This window comes from Sphingosinithalassobacter sp. CS137 (assembly GCF_014334115.1).
Lineage (GTDB): Bacteria > Pseudomonadota > Alphaproteobacteria > Sphingomonadales > Sphingomonadaceae > Sphingomonas.
In genome coordinates this window covers 2,194,190-2,211,005 of the sequence record NZ_CP060494.1, presented here as the reverse complement: position 1 = coordinate 2,211,005, position 16,816 = coordinate 2,194,190, and the positions used below count along the sequence as shown (strand labels likewise).

At 63.9% G+C, this 16,816-nt stretch carries 14 protein-coding genes; 7 read left to right on the top strand and 7 right to left on the bottom strand.

The features are described from left to right. Positions 1 to 657, bottom strand: coding sequence for a DUF2231 domain-containing protein (locus tag H7V21_RS10900; protein WP_188053770.1), 657 nt, complete (start codon positions 655 to 657; stop codon positions 1 to 3). A gap of 151 nt (positions 658 to 808) precedes the next feature. Here H7V21_RS10900 and H7V21_RS10895 point away from each other — a divergent pair, with 151 nt between their 5' ends. Genes H7V21_RS10895 through H7V21_RS10865 form a run of 7 tightly spaced genes read left to right on the top strand, consistent with a single transcriptional unit; the run spans position 809 to position 6,361 of the window. Then, positions 809 to 1,087 carry a hypothetical protein gene (locus tag H7V21_RS10895; RefSeq protein WP_188053768.1) on the top strand — a complete coding sequence of 93 codons (279 nt, stop codon included), beginning with the start codon at positions 809 to 811 and terminating at the stop codon, positions 1,085 to 1,087. Further along, positions 1,084 to 1,524 (top strand): periplasmic heavy metal sensor, encoded by a 441-nt coding sequence (locus tag H7V21_RS10890; RefSeq protein WP_188053767.1) that lies wholly within the window; start codon positions 1,084 to 1,086, stop codon positions 1,522 to 1,524. Before H7V21_RS10895 ends, H7V21_RS10890 begins: the two co-directional genes overlap by 4 nt. Before the next feature lie 7 nt (positions 1,525 to 1,531). Next, complete coding sequence (locus H7V21_RS10885) at positions 1,532 to 2,089, top strand: RNA polymerase sigma factor (protein WP_188053766.1); 558 nt, start codon at positions 1,532 to 1,534, stop codon at positions 2,087 to 2,089. Positions 2,090 to 2,145: 56 nt separating this feature from the next. Then, a complete protein-coding gene (locus tag H7V21_RS10880; protein WP_188053765.1) occupies positions 2,146 to 3,993 on the top strand; it encodes a copper resistance system multicopper oxidase in 1,848 nt (615 codons plus the stop codon). Further along, positions 3,990 to 5,027 carry a copper resistance protein B gene (locus H7V21_RS10875; protein ID WP_188053764.1) on the top strand — a complete coding sequence of 346 codons (1,038 nt, stop codon included), beginning with the start codon at positions 3,990 to 3,992 and terminating at the stop codon, positions 5,025 to 5,027. The genes H7V21_RS10880 and H7V21_RS10875 overlap by 4 nt, the downstream gene beginning before the upstream one ends. 47 nt (positions 5,028 to 5,074) lie before the next feature. Then, on the top strand, positions 5,075 to 5,593 hold the full coding sequence (locus tag H7V21_RS10870) for a YybH family protein (RefSeq protein ID WP_262503831.1): 519 nt from the start codon (positions 5,075 to 5,077) through the stop codon (positions 5,591 to 5,593). A gap of 6 nt (positions 5,594 to 5,599) precedes the next feature. Continuing rightward, the gene (locus H7V21_RS10865) at positions 5,600 to 6,361 is read left to right on the top strand and encodes a PepSY domain-containing protein (RefSeq protein ID WP_188053763.1); all 762 of its coding nucleotides are present in this window, start codon (positions 5,600 to 5,602) and stop codon (positions 6,359 to 6,361) included. A 55-nt stretch (positions 6,362 to 6,416) separates the two neighbouring features. Here H7V21_RS10865 and H7V21_RS10860 read toward each other — a convergent pair whose 3' ends face one another. From H7V21_RS10860 to H7V21_RS10835, 6 genes are all read right to left on the bottom strand, one after another. Then, positions 6,417 to 8,774 (bottom strand): heavy metal translocating P-type ATPase, encoded by a 2,358-nt coding sequence (locus H7V21_RS10860; RefSeq protein ID WP_188053762.1) that lies wholly within the window; start codon positions 8,772 to 8,774, stop codon positions 6,417 to 6,419. 12 nt (positions 8,775 to 8,786) lie between these two features. Beyond that, a complete protein-coding gene (locus tag H7V21_RS10855) occupies positions 8,787 to 10,328 on the bottom strand; it encodes a multicopper oxidase family protein (RefSeq protein WP_262503830.1) in 1,542 nt (513 codons plus the stop codon). A gap of 175 nt (positions 10,329 to 10,503) precedes the next feature. Then, positions 10,504 to 10,902, bottom strand: coding sequence for a copper-binding protein (locus H7V21_RS10850; RefSeq protein WP_262503829.1), 399 nt, complete (start codon positions 10,900 to 10,902; stop codon positions 10,504 to 10,506). Continuing rightward, positions 10,881 to 14,048: an efflux RND transporter permease subunit gene (locus tag H7V21_RS10845; RefSeq protein WP_188053761.1), complete on the bottom strand. Its 3,168-nt coding sequence runs from the start codon at positions 14,046 to 14,048 to the stop codon at positions 10,881 to 10,883. The genes H7V21_RS10850 and H7V21_RS10845 overlap by 22 nt, the downstream gene beginning before the upstream one ends. Further along, the gene (locus tag H7V21_RS10840) at positions 14,045 to 15,556 is read right to left on the bottom strand and encodes an efflux RND transporter periplasmic adaptor subunit (protein WP_188053760.1); all 1,512 of its coding nucleotides are present in this window, start codon (positions 15,554 to 15,556) and stop codon (positions 14,045 to 14,047) included. Before H7V21_RS10840 ends, H7V21_RS10845 begins: the two co-directional genes overlap by 4 nt. Continuing rightward, positions 15,553 to 16,767 (bottom strand): TolC family protein, encoded by a 1,215-nt coding sequence (locus H7V21_RS10835; protein WP_262503828.1) that lies wholly within the window; start codon positions 16,765 to 16,767, stop codon positions 15,553 to 15,555. The genes H7V21_RS10840 and H7V21_RS10835 overlap by 4 nt, the downstream gene beginning before the upstream one ends. Between the last annotated feature and the right edge of the window lie 49 nt (positions 16,768 to 16,816).

The following is a 16,816-nucleotide window of genomic DNA, read 5'->3' as shown; positions in this document are numbered from 1 at the left end:
TCAAATCCAGGAGAAGCCAAGGTGATCGGGCCCATGTGTGAGTTCCCCCCCAAGGAATCCCTGGGCGAGAATGAGCGCAGATACTGAATAGAGCCCGACCCGCAGAAGAGTTCTGCTTTCCCGTGGGCTGCGAGCGAGCCACACCAGGACCACGCCCAGCGCGGCGATCAGCATGCCGTTCCACCGGTGGACCTGCATCACAGCATCCCCGCCGAACCAGAAACCGGTATGGATCCACCCGAACAGCGCCGCGATCACGCCGCCCGCGGCGCCGCCATAGATCAGCACGCGGACAGCCGGTTCGAGACTTGCTCCTCGCTGTGCCATAACGAACAGTTCGGTCAGCGCCGCCACCAGGAACAATGCGATTGGGAAATGGACCGTTGCGGGGTGCAGCTTCTGAAGGAAGACGAGCGCGCCGGCTTCCACTGCCCTTTCATGTCCTCCTGCTGCATCATCGTGCCCACTGGACACCGGTGTCGCCCCGGTGGCCTGAACAGCTGAGGGCGCGATATCACCCTTGGAAATCTGTCCGGCCACCTCGGAGCTCAACTTGGCGTTTTCAGCTCCACCGTGTTCCTCATCGCCATGCGCATGGGCAGGGCTGACCGAGAGTAAGCCCACGCACAGAAGCACAAGAAGATGGGCAGCTTTCATAACAACGAGATCTCTTTCAGGGCGGGTTAACGCGGCTTATGCTGCGGTTACGCATCCCGAGCCGCCTCCCCTCACGTAAGTTCAATTGAGGGCTGCGGACGGTTCGAGCGTATTGAGAAACGACCTGCAGCCGAAGGATCGACCGTCACCGATGAAACAGCAATTGGGTTCCTATCTCGAGGGTCTCGCGCACGATGCTGACGCCGAGGTGCCGGACGGCTTCATGGAGGGAGTCTGGGAGCGGGTCGGCGATATCAGCGCGCGTCGGGATAGAACCATGCGCAGCGCGCTGTTCGTGGCGCTCTTCGCAGTCGGACTGAGCGCAGGAGCCGTCACCGTTCAAGTGCCTGCCTACGCGCAGGATCGAAGCTATCCGTTGTTCAGCGACGCAGGGCTTTCTCCTTCTGCGCTGCTGCACGTCGATCGATGACCAATCCTAAACGGCAAATCCTGATTGCCATTCTGCTCGCCGCTCTGGCGGGTTTTATGGGTGCAACCGCGGCACAGAGATGGTTCGCGCCAGGCCAGTCGGGCGGGCTCCACGAGTTCGTACACGAGCAACTCGATCTTACCGCAGCCCAGGACGAGCAACTGGACCGGCTCGAGGAGCGGTATGATATCGAGAACGCGCAGCGCGAACTTGCGGTTCGTCGCGCGAACGCTGTTCTGGCCGCTGCGATGGACAGCGAGCACGAATACGGCCCTGAGGTAAGCGCCGCGATCGACCAGGTTCATGCCAGCATGGGCGAGTTGCAGAAGGCGACGGTGCGGCATGTTTTCGCTATGCGAAGTATCCTCGACGAGGATCAGCAACGTGAATTCGACCGACAGGTTGCCCGGTCGCTGACCGGTTCGCCGCCGGAATGATCCTGGAGTGCAGGGGCAATCTCACGACCAGGAGCAGCTTGTCGCAAAGGTTGTCGCCGGTGACCGCCGTGCCTTCACCCTGCTCGTAGAACCGTTACTGCCGAGACTGCTGGCGACTTCGTTTCGAATGCTGGGCGTTCGCCAGGATGCGGAGGATGCGGTGCAGAGTGCGCTGGCATCGGCCTGGATCGCCCGCGCGCGGCTCGACCCAATGCGGCCTATCCTGCCCATTCTGACCACCATCACCTTGAATAAGTGTCGCGACAGATTGCGGCGCAGGAAAGCGGCCCGATTCCTGGGCTTCGGAAAGGTGCTGGAAATCGATCTCGCTGCCGATCGCGCGCCGTCGCCGGAAATCGAGGCTTTGGACAAGCAGCTTCTAAAGGCAACCCATGCAGAGATCCTCAATCTGCCGCGGCGCCTGCGCGAAGCCCTTATACTCGTGACGGTCGAGGGGCGAAGCCAGGGCGAGGCTGCCGAACTGCTCGGCATTTCGGAAAAAGCGGTGGAATCGCTGGTCTACCGCGCGCGCAAGCAGCTCAGAAATAAACTCGACCTCGAGTGAGGGGAAAGCCCGCTTGGTGCGTAATTCCGGGTCATGGAAAACCTTCAGGAATCTACATGCTGACGATGAACCGAAGAGGCCTTCTGGGCGCAGGGGCCGGTGCCGCCGGTCTGGCCGGGCTGACTGCCCTGACTCCCGCCTGGGCCCGAGGCGCCAATATTCACAATGGCGTTATTCGCTCGGGCTCCGACGAAGTCTCTGGATCATCGATCGATCTGACGATCGGTGAAGGCCCGCGCGTGGTTCAGGGCCGCAGGGGCCATGCCATTGCGGTCAACGGCAGCGTGCCCGGACCGCTGGTCCGGCTGAAGGAAGGGGAGCCTGTTCGCCTCAACGTCACGAACACGCTTTCGCAGGACAGCTCGATACACTGGCACGGGCTTCTCGTGCCGTTCCAGTTCGACGGCGTGCCTGGCGTCAGTTTCCCGGGCATCAAGCCGGGCGAGACCTTCACCTACGATCTTCCCGCCATTCGCCAGACCGGCACCTACTGGTGGCACAGCCACTCTGATCTTCAAGAGCAGGCGGGGCACTACGGCCCCATTGTGATCGATCCGGCGGGAGCCGATCCGGTGCAGGCGGACCGCGACTACGTGCTGCTGCTCAGCGAATTCACGCCGATGCATCCGCACGCGATCATGGACAAGCTGAAGAAGGGCGAAGGGTACTTCAATTACCAGAAAACCACCTGGACCGACGACTATCCGCTGAGCGGAGAGGACAGGCGGATGTGGGCACAAATGCGCATGATGCCGACCGACATTCTCGATGTGACCGGCTCCACTTACACGTACCTCGCCAACGGGCATGGTCCGCTCGAAGGCCTGGAGTTTCTCTTCAATCCCGGCGAGCGGGTGCGCATCCGGGTGATCAATGGCAGCGCGATGAGCTTCTTCAATGTCCGCATCCCCGGCGCGCGCATGCAAATCGTCGCCGCCGACGGGCAGAATGTGCGCCCGGTGGCCGTCGAGGAGTTTCAGATCGGCACCGCCGAAACATACGATTTCGTTGTCGAGCCCACCGGCGAGGCGATGACGATCGTTGCCGAGTCGATGGACCGCTCGGGCATGGCGGTGGCAACCCTCGCCAGCAGGCCCGGCGCGCGGGCGGCGGTCCCGGCGCTGCGCGACCCTCCGCTCCTGACTATGGCCGACATGGGTATGAGCGGCATGGATCACGGCGGTGGCATGGCCGGGATGGATGGCAGCGACGACTCCATTAGCGGAATGGACCATTCCGCCATGGGGCACGCTCCTGCGAACCCGGCCACGACGAGTGCAGCAGAGCCCATGGGCGCGATGGACATGGGCGGCATGAACATGCGCGACACGTCCATGTTGTCGCCGGATGTGGCGGTCGGGCCGGGCCTCGACATGGTGGCGATGAATCCGGTCGACCGGATGGGCGATCCCGGCATCGGGCTCGACAAGGTCCCGCACAAGGTCCTTACCTACAGGGATCTGGTCGCGCTTGAGCCCAACGATGACTTGCGCACGCCGTCCCGCCAGATGGAAATCCACCTGACGGGCAACATGGAACGGTTCATGTGGTCGTTCGACGGGAAGAAGTTCTCGTCGGTCAGCGACGAGCCGATCCGTTTCGCCTACAATGAACGGGTCCGGGTGAAGCTGGTCAATGACACGATGATGGCGCACCCGATCCACCTGCATGGCCATTTTTTCGAACTGGTGAACGGCGCGCCGGCAGACCGCCAGCCGCAGAAGCACACCGTCATCGTCCAGCCCGGCGGGAGCGCCTCGTTCGATCTGACCGCCGACGAGTCCGGAGACTGGGCGTTCCATTGCCACCTTCTTTATCACATGCATGCAGGGATGTTTCAGATCGTCACCGTGGCGCCGAAGGGCGATGCGCCCGAGCAAGAGCGCGTGGGAGAACACGGATGAAATCGCTGTTCGCACTGCTCCTCATCGGTACGGCGGCGCCCTCGTTGGCACAGCATGCCGGGCATACCATGCCGGCGCCCGCTCCAGCTCCTGCGCCAACACCGGCACCCACGGCTGAGCAGAGCGCGCGGCCGGACACCATGGACCATTTGCAAATGGACCATTCGCAGATGGAGACGGACGCGCAGCAGACACCCATCGCCGATCATGCGCAGATGAACCATTCCCCCGCGCAGGCGGAGACGGTCGACCACTCGCAAATGGATCACGACGCGATGGCGATGCCGATCCCCGCCGGGACGCCGCCGCCTTCAGCCGGATCGGGGCCGCCACGTGCCGCGGACGCCATCTGGGGCGCCGCCGCCATGCGCCCGAGCCGCGAGCAACTGCGCGAAGAACAGGGCGGTCAGACCTTTTTCTGGTTCATGGCCGATCGCTCCGAATACCGGCTGCGCGAGGGCAAAGACGGCTATCTGTGGGACGTGCAGGGGTATTACGGCGGCGATATCAACAAGTTCTGGTTCAAATCGGAGGGCGAAGGCAGTTTCGGCGAGGAAATCGAGGGCGCAGAAGTCCAGGCACTATACAGCCGCGCAATTGGCCCGTGGTTCGACCTGCAGGCAGGTGTACGCCAGGATTTCGCCCCGCGCGACCGGACCTATGCGGTCCTCGGCATCCAGGGTCTGGCGCCCTATCAGTTCGAAATCGATGCCGCGGCGTTTCTGTCCACCAAGGGGGACCTGACCGCGCGTATTGAAGGTGAGGTCGATCAGCGGATCACTCAGCGCCTCATTCTGCAACCGCGCGCAGAATTTAACCTGTCGGCGCAGAACGTGCCTGAACTCGGCATCGGGTCGGGCTTGGACACGGTCGAACTCGGCCTGCGTCTGCGTTATGAATTCGCCCGTGAGTTCGCGCCCTACATCGGCGTCGAACAGGAATGGAAGGTCGGGCGAAGCGCAGACTATGCGCGGGCGAACGGCGAAGATCCGAGCGTGACAAATTACGTCGTCGGCATACGATTCTGGTTTTGAGGGAGGGAAGTTCAATGCACGCATGGATAATTCGAGGAACGATCGCCTTGGCCCTGACAGCGACCACCCCCGCGGCGATGGCGCAGTCTGCGGATCATACCGAGCACGCCGCCTCGACGCCGATGAACCAGTCGGGGCAAGCCATGAATCATACAAACCACATGGCGGCCATGAACGACGATGTGGCGGGCGCAGAGGCTGTCTTGACCGCCTATCGCAGTGCCCTGACGGCCCGCGATGCGGATGCCATGATCGCTTTATTCGCAGATGAGTCCTTCGTTTTCGAGAACGGAAAGGACGAAGGAAGCTTCGCGAACTACATGGAGCATCATCTCGGACCCGAGCTCGATGCGATCACGAGTTTCGTTTTTGGCAAGCCGACGGTCGCGGTCAGCCGGATGGGGCACATGGCCTTTGGGCGCGAGAGCTATACCTACCGGATCGAACTCACGGACGGGCGGGTGATCGAGCGCGAAGGCGTTGCGACCTCGGTGCTCGCGCACGACGCCGATGGGTGGAAGATCGTGCAATACCATTCGTCGTCGCGCGCGCCGCGCAGCGAATAAGGCCTCGTGGCGTCGATACCGGCATCTCGAAAGCCGTCGCGCAAGCTGCGGCTTCATGTTTTCGGCAGCAAGCTGCACAAGTGGCTCGCGCTGTTTGTCGGTGTCCAGGCGCTGTTGTGGATGGGCACGGGCGCCATCATGTCCTTCCTCAAGATCGAGAAGGTGCGGTCCGAACACGTTATTACACGGCAGGCCGAAACGCTCGATCCTGCGTTCCCCGGACCGCGATGGTTGGGGGATCGACAAAACCTCGTCGCGCTGACGACCAAATCCGTGGCCGGCCGTTCTGTTGTTCAGATCGAGCGGAGCAACGGGTCGAAATCCCTGCATGATCCTGCCACCGGTCAGAAGCTCTCGCCGCTATCCCGTGTCGACGCGCGCGCCATTGCCCGTCGTGCATGGACCGGACCCGAAACCTTGATTGCAAGCGAGATGCTCATCGAGACACCGGTCGGAACGGAGTTCCGCGGGCCCTTTCCCGCCTGGCAGGTCACCTTCGGCGACGAGGACACGACGAGAATCTATATCGACGCATCCAGCGGAGCGATTCTGGCCGCACGAAGCGATACCTGGCGCTTCTTCGACTTCGTCTGGGGACTGCACATCATGGACTGGACCGAGCGGGACCGGATCAACAGCTGGTGGCTGCTGGTGTTCGGGATCGGCGGAACGACCATCGCTCTGTCGGGCTTCGTCCTGTTGGCAAACCGGTTTCCAAAGCTGCGACGCAAGAAGGTTCGTAGACCGTCGGCAGGCCCGTCCGCATAATCATCCAACTGGCGCGATGTCGTAACTCCGGGTTCGGCGGCATCCGTTGAAAGTGTCAGCTTTCGCGAGCGCCTTGCCCCGCAAAGATCGGCAGCTTCACTCCGCGCAGTCGCAGTGCATTGCCAATCACCGAAACCGAAGACAGGCTCATGGCCGCCGCCGCTATCATCGGATTGAGCAGCAGGCCGGTAAACGGAAACAGCAAGCCTGCGGCAACGGGAATGCCCAGCGTGTTGTAGGCGAAGGCAAAGAACAGGTTCTGCCGGATGTTCCGCATGGTCGCGCGTGACAGGACTATCGCCTGCACCACGCCGGTCAGATCGCCGCGCACCAGTGTAACCCCGGCGCTCTGGATCGCCACGTCGGTGCCGGTGCCCATGGCGATGCCGACATCGGCTGCTGCAAGCGCGGGCGCATCGTTGATCCCGTCGCCTGCCATCGCGACACGGCGCCCCTCGGATTTCAGCCTCTCTACTTCGCGGTGCTTGTCTTCGGGCGAGACGTTGGCGTGCACCTCGTCGATGGCCATCTCCCGCGCCACCGCTTCGGCCGTACCGCGGCTGTCGCCGGTCAGCATGACCACGCGAATGCCACGACCGTGCAGCGCGGCGATGGCCGCCGAACTGGTCGGTTTGATGGGATCGGCCACTGCGATCAAGCCTGCCGGGCGCCCGTCGAATGCGACGAACATCACCGTTTGCCCCCGCGCGCGACCGGCTTCGGCCGAGCCCAACCAGGTCTCGTCGTCGATCCCGACCCGCCGCATCATCTTCTCGTTGCCGATCGCCACCCGGCGGGCAATTACGGTCGCTTCGACGCCTTCGCCGGTAGTCGAGGCCAGGTCCGTTGCGTTGGCGGGCGACACCCCGCGTACCCGGGCGCCCTCGACGATTGCGTGGGCAAGCGGATGCTCGCTGCCCATCTCGACGCCCGCGACCGAAGCAAGGAATTCGGTGGCATCGATACCTTCGACCGGGTTGACCGCTACCAGATCGGGCTTGCCCATCGTCAGCGTGCCGGTCTTGTCGACCACCAGCGTATCGATCTTCTCGAGCGTCTCGAGCGCTTCGGCATTGCGAATCAGGATGCCGTGTTGCGCGCCCTTGCCGGTGCCGGTCATTACCGACATCGGCGTGGCGAGCCCCAGCGCACAGGGACAGGCAATGATCAGGACCGCAATGGCGTTTACCAGCGCATAGGCGAAAGCCGGAGCCGGCCCCCAGATCGCCCACACCACGAAAGTGACGATTGCGACCACGACGACGGCGGGCACGAACCAGCCCGCGACCTGATCGGCCAATCGCTGAATCGGCGCGCGGCTGCGCTGCGCCTCGGCGACCATCTGGACGATCTTGGACAGCATGGTGTCCTTGCCGACGTTGGTGGCCCGCATGATGAAGCCCCCGGTCTGGTTGACCGTTCCGCCGATGACCGTATCGCCCGCGCGCTTGGTCACCGGCAGGGGTTCGCCGCTCACCATCGACTCGTCGATTGCGCTCGATCCCTCCTCGATTTCGCCGTCGACCGGGACCTTGTCACCAGGCCGCACGCGCAAGCGGTCACCGGTCACAAGCTCATCGAGCGGAACTTCGCGTTCATCGGCTTCGCCGAAGATCTTCACAGCAGAAGGCGGGGCGAGTTCGAGCAGTGCGCGAAGGGCGCTCGACGTCGAGCCGCGTGCCTTCAATTCCAGTACCTGCCCGAGGAGGACAAGCGTCGTGATGACCGCTGCTGCCTCATAGTACACGCCCACCCGGCCCGAGTGGTCGCGGAACGCCGGCGGGAACAAATCCGGCAGCGCGGTCGCCACCAGGCTGAACAGATAGGCAATGCCGACCCCGATTCCGATCAGCGTGAACATGTTGAGATTGCGCGTCTTGAGCGATTGCCACGCACGTACGAAAAACGGCCAGCCGCCCCATAGAACGACGGGGGTGGCGAGGACGAACTGCGCCCACTGCGCCCGGGCCGGCTCGATCAGCTGGTCGAAGCTGAGCCCCGGAACCATATCGCTCATCGCATAGGCGAACAGCGGCAGCGTGAGGAGCGCACTCCACCAGAAGCGCCGGCGCATGTCCACAAGTTCGGGATCGGGTCCTTCGTTGAGACTCACGGTTTCCGGCTCGAGTGCCATCCCGCATATCGGGCAGCTCCCCGGGCCCGGCTGGCGTATCTCGGGATGCATCGGGCAGGTATAGATCGCGCCCTCGGGCACATCCTCGACAGCATTCAGGTGCGCGCCCGACAGATAGAGCTCTGGATCCGAGCGGAACTTGTCATGGCAGCGCGACGAGCAGAAATAGTGTCGCGCGCCCTCGTGCTCGGCAGTGTATTTCGCCCCGTCGATCTCGACGCTCATCCCGCAGACCGGATCGATCGCCGTGCCCTCGAGCACGCTGTCCCCCTTGCTCATGCGAACTCCTTCCTAGCTCTTCACGACGACGAACTGCCCCATCATGCCAGCATCCTCATGTTCGAGAATGTGGCAATGATACATGTAGGGCAGGTCCGGATCGGTGTGTTCCTCGAAGCGCAGGAGCAGGCGCACCTGCTCGCGCGGATTAACGACGACAGTGTCCTTGAACCCCGTTTCCAGCGGCGACGGCGCGCGTCCGCCGCGATCGATCACGCGAAACTGCGCATTATGGATATGAAAGGGGTGCGCCATCATCGAGGCGTTGGCGATTTCCCAGATTTCCCACTGCCCGACGGGTACGCGCTCGTTGATGACGTTCATGTCCATGCTCGCGCCGTTGATCGACATGCCGCCGCCCATCATGCCCATGTCGAGGACAAATCTCCTCGTGCGGACAGCCACCGACGGATCGGGCGCGGCAAACGAGGCCAGCCGCGTTGGCAAAGTCGCCGATCGGTGTGCGCCCTGCGGCCTGATTTCGAGAATCCGTAAGACCTCGTCAGCGCCGCCGTCGTCCCGGCCCCGATTCATCATGCCTCGCCTCATGATGCCCCGGCCGTCCCCGCCCATCATACTCATCGAATTGTCCGGGCTGGTGGCGACCAGGCTGAGTGGGCGACCCTCGGAAAGGTCGATGATCACCTGCGCGCGTTCTCCCGGGGCGAGCCTGAGCGACCGGATCGGATGGGGGCGCTGGAGAAGGCCGCCATCGCTCGCGACCAATTGCATGGTCTGCCCGCCGGACAGCGAGAAATCGTAGAAGCGCGCATTCGAACCATTGAGGATGCGCAGGCGCAACAGGCCGGTTCCCGCGTCGAACACTGCGTTCTGAGTACCGTTCACGAAGATACGGTCTCCGCGCACGCCCATCATCTGTGCATGCATGGTCTGCGGATAGAGCAGCCTGCCGGAGCTATCGAGCAGGCGGTCCTGGACGATAAGCGGGATATCGTCGACGCCGTATTCGCTCGGCAGATCGAGCGCGTCTTCCTCGTCATCGCGGACGTAGATCGGTGCGGCGAGCCCCGCATAGACCTGCGGTCCCGTGCCGCGATGCAGATGCGAGTGATACCAGTAGAGCGAAGCGCGCTGGCGAACTTCGAAGGTCGGGCTCCAGCGTGTGCCTGGACGGATCAGCTGGTGCGGTCCGCCGTCAGCGGCGGCGGGAAGCTCGAATCCATGCCAGTGGACCGTCGCACCCTCTGGCAGTTCGTTGTCGATATGCAACCGAACCCGCTCGCCGCGGCGCATCTCCAGCGTCGGGCCAAGGTAGGGCGCGTTTACCCCGATCGTGGGCGAAGCGACGCCGGGAGCGAATTCCTTCTGCCCTGCGGATACTGACAGTCGGAATACCCGCACGCCCAGTTCGACGGTTCCCTGGTCGCGCTGGGGAATGACAAGCGAATTGGCACCGGCTCCATCGGAACCAAGCAGCGAGTTCCTCGCTTCGCAGGCCGACAACGGAAAAACCATGAAGCCGGCAGCGGCTGTGCCGGCTGTTCTCAGCAAGGCGCGTCGGTCGAGACCGGTCGAGATGACCCACCGGTCCACTCTATTTGCTCCGAAGATACTTGATCAGCGCGGCGATGCCCAACACCATCAGGACAGCCAGCAACAGGCAGAACAGTCCCATGATCCCCATCATCGCCGACGGCATTTCACCATTCATCATCGTCCTTCTCCTGTAATACCGGCCCCGGAAAACCATCCGGGGCCGGTCCACAAACTACTTTTTGGTGATGGAGGTGATCGAGCTGCCACTTTCTCCGGTGGCAAATTCGAACGAGACTTTATCGCCAACCGCAACGCGGTTACGCAGTTGTTCGTCGGCTTCGAACGCCATCGTCATGGCCGGCCACTTAATTGCCGGGACTGCGCCGTGATCGATGGTGATCGTTCCCGCATCGGTATCGATGGCGGTGACCGTTCCTTCGGCTGAGGCGCTCTGCATCGCGCCGTCCGATCCCATCATCGGCATGTCGGCACCGTCCATCGGCATCTGACCGTCTGCCATCTGGCCTTCTGCCATGGCCGTGTCGTCCATCATTTCGGTATCGTCGCCAGAGCCGCAGGCGGCGAGCGCCAGCGGCGCGGCCAGTAAAGTCATGAGGGTTGCAAAACGCATTCTTCTTCTCCTTCGAGGGGTTTGGACCGTTTGGTCCGGGGGCGCCGCATCATCAGATAGGCGGCGGGAAGCACGAACATCGAAAGCAGGGGGGCGGTTATCATCCCGCCGATCATCGGTGCGGCAATGCGGCTCATCACCTCCGAGCCCGCACCGGTGCCGATGAGGATCGGAAACAGTCCGGCGAGGATCACGGCGACGGTCATTGCCTTGGGCCGCACGCGCAACAGCGCGCCTTCGCGGATCGCCGCCGATACCTCATCGGCGTCGAGGTCGCCCTCCCGCCGCTCCAACGCGGCTTTTAGGTAGATCAGCATGACCACGCCGAACTCTGCTGAAACGCCTGCGAGCGCGATGAACCCCACGGCGGTGGCAACCGACTGGTTGTACCCCATCAGGTAGAGCAGCCAGAACCCGCCGGTCAGCGCAAAGGGGAGCGTACCCATGATCAGCAGCGCTTCGTCGAAGCGGCGGAAAATCAGATAAAGCAGCAGGAAGATGATCGCGAGCGTCGCGGGCACAACGATCTTCAGGCGTTCATAGGCGCGGGTCAGATATTCGAACTGCCCGGCATAGGAAAGGCTGACGCCCGCGGGCAGATCGATCTCGGCCGCGATCGCCTCCTGCAAGTCGCTCACCACCGAGGTCAGGTCGCGCCCGCGCACATCGACATAGACATAACTGGTCGGCCTGCCTTGCTCGCTCTTGAGCATGGGCGGCCCGCTGGTCACGCGGACATTCGCCACCGTGCCAAGCGTAATCTGCTGTCCCGCAGGGGTCAGGACCGGAAGGTTGCGCAACTCATCGACGCTGTCGCGAATCTCGCGCGGATAGCGGACATTGACCGGATAGCGAGCCAACCCCTCCACCGTGCGCGCGACATTTGCGCCGCCGATCGCGCCCGATACGATCTGCTGCACATCGGCGATGTTGAGCCCGTAGCGGGCTGCTTCCAGGCGATCGATATCGACATCGACATAGCGGCCGCCAGACAGCCTTTCGGCCAGCGCCGAGCTTACCCCCGGTACCTGCTTGGCGATCTGTTCAACCTGGAGCGCCACGCGTTCGATCTCGCCCAAGTCCTCGCCTGCGACCTTGACCCCGATCGGGCTCTTGATGCCGGTCGCGAGCATATCGATACGGTTGCGGATCGGGGGCACCCAGACATTGGCGAGGCCCGGAACCCGGACCACGCGGTCGAGCTCCTCGACCAGCTTGTCAGGCGTCATCCCCTCACGCCATTCCTCGCGCGGTTTGAAGCTGATCGTCGTCTCGAACATCGTCAGCGGCGCCGGATCGGTCGCCGTGTCGGCGCGCCCTGCCTTGCCGAACACGGTGTCGACCTCGGGCACCGTCTTGATCAGGCGGTCGGTCCGTTGAAGCAGTGCCGAGGCCTCGCCTGGAGAAAGACCGGGGAGCGCGCTCGGCATGTAGAGCAGATCGCCCTCATCGAGCGGGGGCAGGAACTCGCCGCCAAGGCGCGAGAAGGGAACCAGCGTCGTGGCGAAGATCAGCCCGGCGATGACCAGCGTTGCCTTGGGACGGCGCATCACCCAATCGAGGCCGGGCCGGTAGACGCGGGTCAGCGCCCTGTTGATCGGATTGCTGTCCTCTGCCGGTATCTTGCCCCTGATTAGCCAGCCCATCAGAACCGGCACCAGCGTGATCGACAGGATCGCCGCCGCCGCCATCGCATAGGTCTTGGTGAAGGCGAGCGGGGCGAACAGCCGTCCTTCCTGCGCCTGCAGGGTGAAGACCGGCAGAAACGACAGGGTAATGATCAGCAGGCTGAAGAACAGCGCCGGGCCGACCTCCTTCGATGCATCCGCGACGATCCGCCAGCGTTCTTGAGCCGACATTACCGTATCCGGGTTCTGCTCGGTCCAGCGCTCGATATGCTTGTGCGCATTCTCGATCATCACCACCGCCGCGTCGACCATCGCACCGATGGCAATGGCGATGCCGCCCAGCGACATGATGTTGGCATTCACCCCCTGGAAGCGCATGACGAGAAAGGCGGCGAGGACGCCCAAGGGCAGGGTTACCACGGCAACCAACGCAGAGCGGGCGTGCCACAGGAACAACAGGCACACGAGCGCGACGACGATGAACTCCTCGATCAGCTTGGTGGTGAGATTCTCGACCGAGGCGTCGATCAGCTGCGAGCGGTCGTAGGTCGTGACGATCTCGACGCCTTCGGGCAGGCTCGCCTGCAACTGATCGAGCTTCGCTTCCACCGCCTCGATCGCACCGCGAGCGTCGGCGCCCTGCCGCAGGATGACGATTCCGCCCGCGACTTCGCCCTCGCCATTGAGTTCGGCGATGCCGCGCCGCAGTTCGGGCCCGATCTGGACATTGGCGACATCGCCGAGCGTGACCGGAACGCCGCCCGCTTCGGTGCGCAGAGGTATGACGCGAAAATCCTCCAGGCTACCGAGATAGCCCGACGCGCGGACCATGAATTCGGCTTCGCCCATCTCGACGATCGAGCCGCCCGCCTCCTGGTTGCCCGCCTGGACCGCGCTTACCACCTCGGCGTGGGTCACGCCAAGCGAGGCCATGCGATAGGGGTCGAGCACGATCTGGTACTGCTTGACCATGCCGCCGACGCTGGCGACCTCGGCAATGCCGGGAATGGTCTTCAGCTCGTAGCGCAGGAACCAGTCCTGCAGGCTTCTCAGCCCTGCAAGATCGTGCCCTCCGGTGCGATCGACCAGCGCATATTCGTAGATCCACCCGACCCCGGTCGCATCCGGGCCGAGCGTGCTCTCGACCCCTTCGGGCAGACGATTCTGGACCTGGTTGAGATATTCCAGAACGCGCGAGCGCGCCCAGTAGAGATCGGTGCCGTCCTCGAAGATCACATAGACATAGCTGTCGCCGAAAAACGAATAGCCGCGCACGGTCTTCGCTCCCGGGACCGAAAGCATCGTCGTCGCCAGCGGATAGGTGACCTGATCCTCGATGATGCGCGGGGCCTGCCCGGCATAGCTCGAGCGGATCACCACCTGTACATCCGACAGATCGGGCAGAGCATCGACCGGGGTGGTCCGCACTGCCCAGAAGCCGGCGAGCGCCAGACCGATTGCAGCCAGAACCACGAAAAGGCGGTTGGCAATCGAACTGTCGATGATCCGCGCGATCATTCGCCGGTCTTCCGGATCGAGACGATGCGAGGTCCGCTTCTGGCCTGGACAAAGGTGAAGGCAACCCGGTCGCCGCGTTGAAACCCGCGCAGCTGCGCCGGACCCTCGGAGGCGAACCCCATCGTCATGGCCGGCCATTCGAGCGCGGGCACGGGGCCGTGCCGCAAGGTGACACTGCGGGCAGTGATCCGCTCGATCGTGCCGGTGGCGCGATAGGTCCGCGGCTTATCCGCTTCCTTCTGCGTTTCGCCTTCGCCAGCGGTCGATGGAGCCTCGTCGATCGCGCGCACATCGATACCGGCCAGGCTGGCTTCGGAGTCGAGCAGGAACTGACCCGAAACGACCACCTCTTCGCCCGCCGCGAGCCCAGCAAGCACTTCGGTCCGACCGCCTGCTTCGCGTCCGATCCGGACCTCGACAGGGCGATAGCCCCCACCCTCCTGAGTGATCATCACCAGGGTTCGTTCACCTGTGCGGATCACGGCTTCGGACGGCACCAGCAAGGCCTCTTGCCGCTCGGGTGCAAGCGTGACCTGGGCAAACATTCCCGGCTTCAGACGCAGCCCGGGATTGGGCATCGCCGCGCGCACGGTGATCGTCCGGCTGGCATCCTGCGCGCTAGGCAGGATGGCAATGATCCGGCCGGCGAAGCGTTCGCCGGGAAAAGCGGTGAGCGTTGCGCTTACCGGCTGTCCAACGCGGGCGCTCCCCGCCAGCGCCTCCGGCACCGCCGCCTCGAGCCAGATCGGACTGTAGCCGCTGATTTCCGCGAGGGTCTGGCCCGCCATGACCGTCATGCCAGACCGCACACCAAGGGCAGTGATCGCCCCGGATTGCGGCGCGGTGATTGTAATCGTCGACTGCGGCCTGCCGCTTCGTGCGACCGAAGAAATCACCGATTCCGGCATGCCGAGGAGGCGCAGACGTTCGCGCGCGGCCCGGGTCAAGGCTTGGTCCCCGGTCGCGGCGACGGCCAGATATTCGTTTTGCGCGCCGCCCCATTCGGGCACCAGAAGATCGGCGATCGGCGCGCCCCTGGCGATCAGGTCTTGCGGTGCGTGGCCGTAGGTCCGCTGGACATAGCCGCCGGCGCGTGGCTGGACGATCGCGACTTCGCTCCCATTATAGGCGAGCGTGCCGGTGACGGTCGTCTCGGGCTCCAGCACGCCGAATTCGACCTCGGCGGTGCGGATTCCGAAATTCTGCACCATCGTGGGATCAATGCTGACTCCTTCGCCGCCTTGCGCCTCGCCTCCGGCGCATTTTGGGACCAGCTGCATGTCCATGAACGGAGATTTGCCCGGCTCGTCGAAGCGCTGGTCGGGCACCATCGGATCGTACCAGTAGAGCACTTCCTCGCAGCCGGTGTCGGAAGTGCCATCACCGCCGCCGCTGTCTTCGCCGAGCATCGACAGACCGTAGCCGGCTCCCAGGCTGATCAAGGCAATACCGGCTGCCGCCGCATAAGAGCGCTGGCGCGGCGTGAGACGTTCGAACACAGCTCTCATGGCCTGTCCTCCCCGTAGGTAAGTCGCAGCGTCGCAGCCGCCTCGACCGCGGCCTGCTCGCGTTCGAGTATCTCGAGCTCGAGAAGTGCGAGTGCGGACTTTGCCGCGATTACGTCGACAAGATCGGCGCGGCCTGCGGCGAAGCTGGCCGTCTCGAGTGTAGCCCGATTGCGTGCGAGCGGGATTAGCTCGTCGCGCGCCCGCTCCCATTGCCGCACCGCGCTGCGCCAGGCGGCAAGGTCGGCCTCGAACCGGGCAGTGACAGCGCGCAGACGGTCGTCCCGCTCGGCCAGCGCGGCAGCTGCGTCCGCTTCGGCGGCCGCGATACGCGGGTTCTGTCGCCGATCGGTGAAGATCGGCAGCGTGACCGAGCCCATGACCGACACGACATCGCCGAAATCGGGATTTCTGCGGCCGTAGGTTACACTCACGCCGAAGTCGGGCCGCTTTTCGGAACGAGCCAACCGGACGCCCGCTTCGGACCGCTCACTCTCGGCGTCCGCAAGCAGGAGTTCGGGGTTGGTTTCCAGGCCGAGCCGTAGCCGTTCCGGATCCACATCTGCGCTGGGAGCAATGCCCTGCGCAACAGGTTGGTCGACGACAATATAGCGCGAAAGGCGAGCCTGCGCCGTTTCGCGGCTTGCCTCGATGGCAGTTATGGCATCCTCGATCCCGAGCAGTTCGCGCCGGATCGCCAGGCTCTCGGCGGGCCGTGCCGATCCTGATGCGACCGCGCTGTTGGCGACCGGAACAAACTCCCGAAGGTCGGCCAGCGCGGTGCGCGCAAGATCCATCCGTCGCTGTGCATAATAGAGGCTCACCCAGGCGCCTCCGGCATCGGCGAGAACACTCCGTTCCGTCATGCCGAGACGCGCTTCGGCGAGGCGGATCTCTGAAGCTGCGAGACCGGATCGTGCGCGGCGGCGGGCGAGGTTAGGAATTTCCTGTTCGATGCCGACCGCGATCTGGGTGGGAAGCTGCCGGTCGATCTCGAAGGCGGCTGGCCCGGTGACCGGCAGATTCATGACGCCAGCGCGGAGGCGCGGGTCGGGCAGTTCGTCGGCAGCATCCGCCGCCACCCGCCTTGCTTCCACGCGCAACGCGCCCGCCTCCAGAACGGGCTGCTCCGCCCGCGCGGCTTCAAGCGCTTCCTCGTAGCCGACGGGCTGCGCCTGTGCAGCCTGCGCGGCGATCATGGCTGCCAAAGGCACCCAGCAAATCCGCCAAGACATTGGATAAACCTCGCTCGTTCAGAGCGGG